A 7,557-nucleotide genomic window follows, 5' to 3' on the forward strand; every position below is an offset into this window, starting at 1 on the left:
CCATTTGAACCAAAATCAACGTCTAAATGAATAATATTTTCTAATTTAGCACTGTCCTAAAAAGGGGAAGTCTACAATACGTTTTAGAAAGACTTTTAAGATAGAAGCCACGGCTAGTTACCTTCAAAAGCTTCTAAAAATCACCACATAATGGACAATAGACAAAGCGCTGGTTTTCTCCTTTGTTGGGCAAGCAGTCAAAAATGAGTACAAGTTTGAGCGTTTTGGTCTCACGAATGCTTAGTTATTGGCGTGGCGGTAGTATTTATTTAGGTTTTACTTTATAGGTAACCCAAATATTATAACCACCTTGTCTGGATGGTTTGGAAGATTCTTTTTCATATAATGAACTATTATCACTCAATAAGTTTATTATCTTTATCATTAATTTCCCTCTTTTGCTATCTAAATCTATATTGTCATAAATTGGTGAAGCATAAGTTGTTTCATCGTCAATATTTAAAATTTCAATTATTTTATAATTGAGATTATGAACAACAATTTTAGCTTGAGAATTTGCATTCTTTAAAGCCATAGTTGCACTTAGATATTCATCCTCAAGTTGATGAGGGGGGATTTTGAAATAGACTTTTTGAATATTAATTTGTAAATCATTAATTACAATGAGTAACTGATCAAAAACATTTCGATTTTTTTCTTCAATCTTAAAATGTAGTGTTTTATTTTGAAAGTTTACGGGATGGTTTATCTGGGTAAGATTATTTGTAATTCCCAAAGAGTCAATTTTGTTTAAAAGTAATTTCTTCTTTACATCAATTTCTTTATCACTAATAGCAATATTTACCCCATTTGTTTCTGCATATTCGACGTAATTATATTGACCCAAAACTCTTAACGTTGTAGTTTGAGCTTTAGAAATAAAAAAGGTAAGAAAGATTGTTGAAATTAATACTAATTTCATAATTAATCGATGAGTTTAAAAGTGATTGTTACTTTATATGTTATCATAAACTTATCGTTTTTGCTTTCTGTTTTATTAGAAAATAAATCACCTTCTTTTACTTCGATATTTAAAATTTTTCCGACTTTTTTATCAATTTCTTGACAAATACTTTTCGCTTTTTGTTTAGCGTCATTTATGGCTTGTAAACTTAATTCCGATTCAAGGTTTTTATTTGTCAGACTGAAAAGATATGTTGTCTTTTTAATTCTAAATCCGGGATTATTTATATTATGGAATTTTTTTAAATCATCATAATTGGCTATAATGAAAAATTCTTTAGAATTGTTTCCGTAATTTCTTCTTAGGTTTTCAATAGGTTCATTAATATGATTTGTATTAAATCCGTTTTCTTCAAACTGTGAAATTACATCTTTATAAACTTCATCGTAGGTTTGACTTTCGGACTTATTGTAATTACTTTCCTTTATTTCACTAACAGAAAAATATATTTTTGCTTTATCTGCTTTTATTTCTTTATTAGAATTTCCAATTATTCTAATAAATCTATCAGTAGATTGAGCATTAATACAATTTGAAATCAGTAGAGTTAAAATAATTAAATAAGTCGATTTTTTCATAGGTATAAGTTTATTTTTAAATTAAGTTCAATAGTACAACTAAATCGTTATATCATCTCAAACATACACTTTTAGTCCTAAAATTTGTGGAATAATCACATTTTTTTGTGATAATATTCTTTTTTTATGGGAGTATTTTGTTTAAAACCCCTCTTTCTTCACAATATCAGCTACCAATTGAGGCTTTACTTCGTGGATGCCTTTAAAAGGATAAAACTGTAATCGGTTTCCAAAAAGCTTTGTAGCGATTTTCTTTTGTCCGGCTAGTTTTTCTTCGGTGATGTATTGATCTTCATCTCCATAAAGTAAATAAATAGGGGTATCTGGTGCTAAATACGCAAACTGTTCGGCCTCCAATTCTGGCGGAATGCTTCCCGAATGTAAAAAAAGTGCTTTTGCAGGCAATTGCCTAGACGCCATCCATCGCGTGATGATGGAAACCCCCTGCGAATATCCAAATAAGATTAAATTCTTGTCTTTTCCTATAACTTCTTCCGTAAAGACCGCATCTAAATAGGCCATTACATTTTGTAATTCTAGCGCCGTATCCTCTTTGGTGAGCCAGCTGGCACCCACATGCTTAAAGTCAGATGATTGATAATATTTTGCTTGCGCCTGCGGGGCGATGATGTAATTCTCATCGGCATCTAAACGCTTAAAGTACTGTATAAAATACCTACTCAAATACCCCAAGCCGTGACAGCAAATCCATATATTTTTGGTTTTAGAAGTGAGGGAGTTAAGGGTGGAGTAGGAGTTGGTGGTGTCGTAGGTTACTTGCTTTTCTTTAGAAGCCATATTAAAGGGTTTTTTGTACTTTTACAAAAGTAGATTTTTCAGTAGGGAATCTTAAACTAAAATGTATGAAATATAGCAAAAAAGAGATTCTTGCCGCTTGTGCCAAGATGTGCAAAAATACCTTAATGGAAACGCTAGACATCGAGTTTGTGGAGGTAGGAGAAGATTTTCTTATCGCCAAAATGCCGGTGACGCCTAGAGTGCATCAACCCGACGGAGTTTTGCATGGCGGTGCGATGGTGGCTTTGGCCGAAAGTGTAGGCAGCGCAGCGAGTTTTATTTTTCTAGACGGTGAACATTTTTACATTCGAGGGATAGAAATCTCTGCCAATCACATTAAAAGTATCGCTAGCGGAGAGGTGTTTGCTAAAGCTCAGTTTCTTCATAAAGGAAGAACCACGCAGGTTTGGGACATTAAAATTACAGATGTAGAGGAGAATTTAATTTCGGCGGTGAAATTGACCACCATTGCTTTACCTAAAAAATAACTTATGGACTTTTATGCTTTTCAAGATCATCTAAAACAACATTTTCAACTGCAATTGCCATTTGTCATGTACCGTCAGCCGGGCGAAGACGAGGTGAAGGCGCAGTTGCAACCTAATAATACGCTAGAATATGTAAACGATTTTCAGGAAAAGGGGTTTGTATTCGCCCCTTTTAATGAGTCTAAAAAGCCGATTGTTTTTTCTTACGCTTCCGCGGAAGCGATATCGTGTACGCAAGAATCTTTAACTTTAGATTTAAGCATGAACCTGTGCAAAGAAGAGCGCGGAGAGCAAGAGCGTTATGAAGAATTGGTGGCCAAAACCATAAAAACCATACGAGAAACGGGAATCGATAAAATAGTGGTTTCCCGAAAGAAAGAAATCATCAAAAAAACCGATGCTTTCACCTATTTTAGAAACCTCTTAAGCCTTTATCCAGACGCTATGGTCTATTGCTGGTACCATCCCTTAGTGGGCATGTGGATAGGCGCCACGCCAGAAACCTTAGTAAAAACCGAAGGAAAACGTTTAAAATCTATGGCCTTGGCAGGAACTCAAGTTTACCACGAAACCACCGAAGTCTCTTGGGGAGAAAAGGAAAAAGAAGAACAAGCGATGGTCACTCGCGCCATTGTAGACGGCTTGTCTTGTATTAAAGCGGTGAGCAATTTACAGGTAGGAGAACCCAGCACCGCAAGAGCGGGGAATGTATTGCATCTTAAAACCAATATCACCGCTAACTTTGAGCCCAAATGTTTAGGGAAGATCATCAAAGAATTGCATCCTACGCCTGCGGTTTGCGGTTTGCCATACCAAATGGCTTACGATTACATTCTTAACGAAGAAAATTACGATAGAAGCTATTATACGGGCTATTTGGGAGAATTAAATATGCAACACCAAAAGAATAGGAATCCGCGGCGTAGAAATGTAGAAAATTCGGCTTACCAATCGGTTTCTACGCAAACTAATTTGTACGTCAATTTGCGTTGTATGCAAGTGTTTAAAGATAGATTAGCGATTTATGTGGGCGGCGGAATCACGAAAGATTCGATTCCCAAAGCAGAATGGGAGGAGACGCAGCGAAAAGCAGAAACCATGCAGAAGGTTTTGTGAAAACCCTAACTTTAAAAAGCAGCATTCGTCAATAATAAGTTTATTTTTGTAGGAATAATACCAATTATGTTCAATTATATAGCTCATTTTGAGGTATAATTGGTATAAACACCTTATTTTTATGCAGATTTCCAGCATTCCTTTGGCACAATCAGTGGTGATGTTGTGTCTTTCCAAAGATATACACCATGTAGTTATTTCTCCAGGTTCTAGAAATGCTCCTTTAACCATAAGTTTTTCCAATCACTCGCAAATAGAGGCGTATAGTGTGGTAGATGAACGTAGCGCTGCTTTTTTTGCGCTGGGTTTAGCACAGCAGTTAAAAAAACCGGTGGCTTTGGTTTGTACTTCGGGGAGTGCCTTGCTCAATTATTATCCGGCTGTAGCCGAAGCTTTTTATAGCGATATTCCTTTGGTGGTGATTTCGGCAGACCGACCTATAGAACGTATTGATATTGGCGACGGACAAACGATTCGGCAGAAAAATGTTTTTCAGAATCATATTTTATATTCGGCCAATCTACATTCAGAAGTGGCTTTAGATTCTTTTCCTAAAGACAAAAAAGTGCAGCAAAAATTTTCTGAAGCACAGAAACTTAATGAGAGAGAAATTAATCTAGCCTTAAATACGGCGATCGAGCAAAATGGTCCCGTGCATATCAATGTGCCATTTTACGAACCTTTGTATGGCGTGGTAGACGAGATATTGGTGGCTCCATTGGAGATAGAACCCATTCGGGAGCCTAAAACTATTTCCGCGGAAGCTTTAAAAAAATATACTACGTTATGGAGCCAAGCCAAACGAAAACTGGTGTTGGTGGGCGTGCACGAACCCAACCAGATTGAGCAGGCTTTATTGGATGAATTGGCCAAAGATCCTTCGGTGTTAATCTTTACGGAAACGACTTCCAATTTGCACCATGAGAATTTTGTCACGAGAATAGATAAATTAATCGCGCCCTTAGAGGTGAGCGAAAACCCTGAAGAAGCTTTTAAAGCATTGCAACCCGAAATTCTCCTCACTTTTGGCGGCTTGGTGATTTCAAAAAAAATCAAAGCCTTTTTAAGAACTTACAGTCCGCAGCAACACTGGCATGTAGATGCTAAAACGGCGCTCAACACTTATTTTTGCTTGAATAAGCATTTTGATGTGGCGCCGAATGAATTTTTAAAGCATTTTTTACCGCAAGTAGATTCGCCCAAAAGTGAGTACCGTGATTTCTGGCTCGGCGTAAAAGAGCGCAGAGACGTACACCATGACCAATATATTGAGAGAATTCCGTTTTGTGATCTAAAGGTGTTTAGTCAGATTGTAAAGCATTTTCCTAAGCAACAGTTGATTCATTTTTCTAACAGCAGTATTATTAGGTACGCTCAATTATTTAAATTTTATGAAGCCCAATATGTGTATTGCAATCGCGGCACGAGCGGAATAGATGGGAGCAGTTCTACAGCCGTGGGCGCGGCGGTAGCTTCTAAATTTCCTACCACTTTAGTAAGCGGAGATTTGAGTTTCTTTTACGATAGCAATGCCCTATGGAATAATTACATTCCTAAAAACTTTAAAATTATCCTCATTAACAATCAAGGAGGCGGAATCTTTAAAATATTACCGGGCGCCAAAGAAACCGAAAATTTCACGACCTTTTTTGAGACCAAGCATGAACTTACCGCAGAACATTTATGTAAGATGTATGGTTTTGCTTACCAAACCGCAGGTAACGAAAAAGAGTTGGAAGCCGGCTTAACTTCGCTTTACGCGGAAGATGAAAAACCTCAGTTATTAGAGGTGTTTACGCCTAGTGACATCAACGATACCTATTTAAAAGATTATTTTAAGTTTATCTTGCCTTAATTCATAAAACCTTAACCTATATCTTTTTTTAATTCTATAAAAAAGTTTAATTTTAGGATTAATAATAATACTAAACAGAAACCACTATGAGTAAGTTTGATGAAAAAATGGAAGACTACAAAAAGCATTTAGATGAAATCGGGGTAAAATACGATTTAGAGCTTTTAAAGAAAGTAGCCAAAGGTTGCGGACCTTCAATTTATAATAAAGATGCCTCTACGGTATCTGGATCTGATCCTAAAGAATTAGAAACCGTAAGAAAAAACTTCTTAGTTAAAAAATTAGGCTTAGCTGATAGCGATGAATTAAATAAAGGGATGGATGCCGTGATCGAAAAATATGGTAAATCTAGAAGCAATAAATATAGAGCGGTAGTGTATTACCTATTAACAAAGCATTACAAAAAAGAAGGAATTTACAGTTAATTGTAAATTCCCGATTAGAAATAAACAGGTCGTTTCCAAACTCCGATTTAGAATATTGAAATCGAATTTTGGAGACGACTTTTTTTATGTCTTAATTTCTGTGTGTGGTTATTCAGTTTTAAAGTAAAATAGCTGTTTAGTCTAACTTCTAAAATCTAATAGCGCTCGAACGGCACGGGCGAGCCAGCCCTAAAGAATTCGTTCTGGCGGGAAGCGCCTACCTGCCTGCCCGGATAAAACGTTCGGACGAGCCGGAATAGGCAGGGTCTAGCTTCTTATATAGTCTCAACAAATTTTAAAGTATTACCTTTGCAAAAAAACAAACACGCTTATGTTAGCTATAGGACAATTACACACCTTAACGATTGATAGAGATACGCCTCCAGGTTTATTTCTTAAAGATGATAGTGGAAAAAAAGAGAATGAGGTTTTATTACCTAATAAATATAAACCAGAGCAGTTTGAGCTGGAGGATGAGATAGAGGTTTTTGTATATTTAGATCACGATGAACGGCCTGTAGCGACCAATTTAAAGCCTTATGTAAAACTAGATGAGTTTGCTTATTTACGTTGTGTAGAAGTGAATAATATTGGCGCCTTTTTAGATTGGGGATTAGAGAAACACTTGTTTGTTCCTTTTAAAGAGCAGGCTTACCCTATGAAAGAAGGACATTGGTACCTTATTTTTTGTTATTTAGATGAAGCAACAGAGCGTTTGGTGGCTTCTAGTAAAGTGAATCACTTTTTGGATAATGAAGAATTAAGCATCGAGCCTTTTGAAGAAGTTCGCCTTATTGTGACCAATAAAACAGAGTTGGGTTTTAATGTGATTGTAAATGAATTACACCAAGGGTTAATTTACCACGATGAGATTTTCCAAGAGTTAAAAACAGGAGATCAGTTAAAAGGATGGGTTAAAAAAACCAGAAAAGATAATAAGATAGACATCGGTCTTCAGCGTCCGGGTTACAGAAGTATCGAGCCTAACGCCCAAGCTATTTTAAATGAATTAGAACTGCAAAATGGCTTTTTACCTTTGCATGATAAATCTTCTCCAGAAGAAATTCAGTCTCACTTAGAAATGAGTAAAAAAAGTTTTAAGCGTGCGATAGGGACACTTTACAAGCAAAAACTCATAAGTATTGAAGAGAAGGGTATCAAAATTATATCTGAGTAGAAGAATTTGTTTTTTGGGGAATGTTCAATTAAATGCTGTTGTTTCAGGAATACTTATTTTATATATGATAATAATAGAGCTTGAATTCAACTCATAAACGCAACTTTTAGCGAATGATGATATAGTTATTTTTCAGAAGAAAGAAGGGAATGTTTC

The 7,557-nt window shown here is 35.9% G+C and carries 8 protein-coding genes; 5 read left to right on the forward strand and 3 right to left on the reverse strand.

Annotated features, from left to right (window positions below; genetic code table 11):
- Positions 1–265: 265 nt before the first annotated feature.
- From RBU60_RS13740 to RBU60_RS13750, 3 genes are all read right to left on the reverse strand, one after another.
- A complete protein-coding gene (locus RBU60_RS13740) occupies positions 266–922 on the reverse strand; it encodes a hypothetical protein (RefSeq protein WP_308865638.1) in 657 nt (218 codons plus the stop codon).
- A 2-nt stretch (positions 923–924) separates the two neighbouring features.
- Positions 925–1,542 (reverse strand): SIMPL domain-containing protein, encoded by a 618-nt coding sequence (locus tag RBU60_RS13745; protein WP_308865639.1) that lies wholly within the window; start codon positions 1,540–1,542, stop codon positions 925–927.
- A 141-nt stretch (positions 1,543–1,683) separates the two neighbouring features.
- Positions 1,684–2,340: an alpha/beta hydrolase gene (locus RBU60_RS13750; RefSeq protein ID WP_308865640.1), complete on the reverse strand. Its 657-nt coding sequence runs from the start codon at positions 2,338–2,340 to the stop codon at positions 1,684–1,686.
- A 65-nt stretch (positions 2,341–2,405) separates the two neighbouring features.
- On the opposite strand from RBU60_RS13750, the gene RBU60_RS13755 reads away from it, so the two are divergent.
- The 5 genes from RBU60_RS13755 (at position 2,406) to RBU60_RS13775 (ending at position 7,401) form a co-directional block, all read left to right on the forward strand.
- A complete protein-coding gene (locus RBU60_RS13755) occupies positions 2,406–2,828 on the forward strand; it encodes a PaaI family thioesterase (protein WP_308865641.1) in 423 nt (140 codons plus the stop codon).
- 3 nt (positions 2,829–2,831) lie between these two features.
- Entirely contained in the window at positions 2,832–3,944 is a 1,113-nt protein-coding gene (locus RBU60_RS13760; RefSeq protein ID WP_308865642.1) for a chorismate-binding protein, read from the forward strand.
- Positions 3,945–4,065: 121 nt separating this feature from the next.
- Positions 4,066–5,799 (forward strand): 2-succinyl-5-enolpyruvyl-6-hydroxy-3-cyclohexene-1-carboxylic-acid synthase, encoded by a 1,734-nt coding sequence (gene menD, locus RBU60_RS13765; protein ID WP_308865643.1) that lies wholly within the window; start codon positions 4,066–4,068, stop codon positions 5,797–5,799.
- 86 nt (positions 5,800–5,885) lie between these two features.
- On the forward strand, positions 5,886–6,224 hold the full coding sequence (locus RBU60_RS13770; protein WP_308865644.1) for a DUF2853 family protein: 339 nt from the start codon (positions 5,886–5,888) through the stop codon (positions 6,222–6,224).
- Between the two features lie 331 nt (positions 6,225–6,555).
- Positions 6,556–7,401: a CvfB family protein gene (locus tag RBU60_RS13775; RefSeq protein WP_308865645.1), complete on the forward strand. Its 846-nt coding sequence runs from the start codon at positions 6,556–6,558 to the stop codon at positions 7,399–7,401.
- The last annotated feature ends 156 nt before the right edge of the window (positions 7,402–7,557 follow it).

This window comes from Mesonia profundi (assembly GCF_031085155.1).
GTDB lineage: Bacteria > Bacteroidota > Bacteroidia > Flavobacteriales > Flavobacteriaceae > Mesonia > Mesonia profundi.

Bases quoted from the DNA above. Each gene is read 5' to 3' on its own strand.
- RBU60_RS13740 (WP_308865638.1), bottom strand. From the start codon at position 922: ATGAAATTAGTATTAATTTCAACAATCTTTCTTACCTTTTTTATTTCT.
- RBU60_RS13745 (WP_308865639.1), bottom strand. From the start codon at position 1,542: ATGAAAAAATCGACTTATTTAATTATTTTAACTCTACTGATTTCAAAT.
- RBU60_RS13750 (WP_308865640.1), bottom strand. From the start codon at position 2,340: ATGGCTTCTAAAGAAAAGCAAGTAACCTACGACACCACCAACTCCTAC.
- RBU60_RS13755 (WP_308865641.1), top strand. From the start codon at position 2,406: ATGAAATATAGCAAAAAAGAGATTCTTGCCGCTTGTGCCAAGATGTGC.
- RBU60_RS13760 (WP_308865642.1), top strand. From the start codon at position 2,832: ATGGACTTTTATGCTTTTCAAGATCATCTAAAACAACATTTTCAACTG.
- menD (WP_308865643.1), top strand. From the start codon at position 4,066: ATGCAGATTTCCAGCATTCCTTTGGCACAATCAGTGGTGATGTTGTGT.
- RBU60_RS13770 (WP_308865644.1), top strand. From the start codon at position 5,886: ATGAGTAAGTTTGATGAAAAAATGGAAGACTACAAAAAGCATTTAGAT.
- RBU60_RS13775 (WP_308865645.1), top strand. From the start codon at position 6,556: ATGTTAGCTATAGGACAATTACACACCTTAACGATTGATAGAGATACG.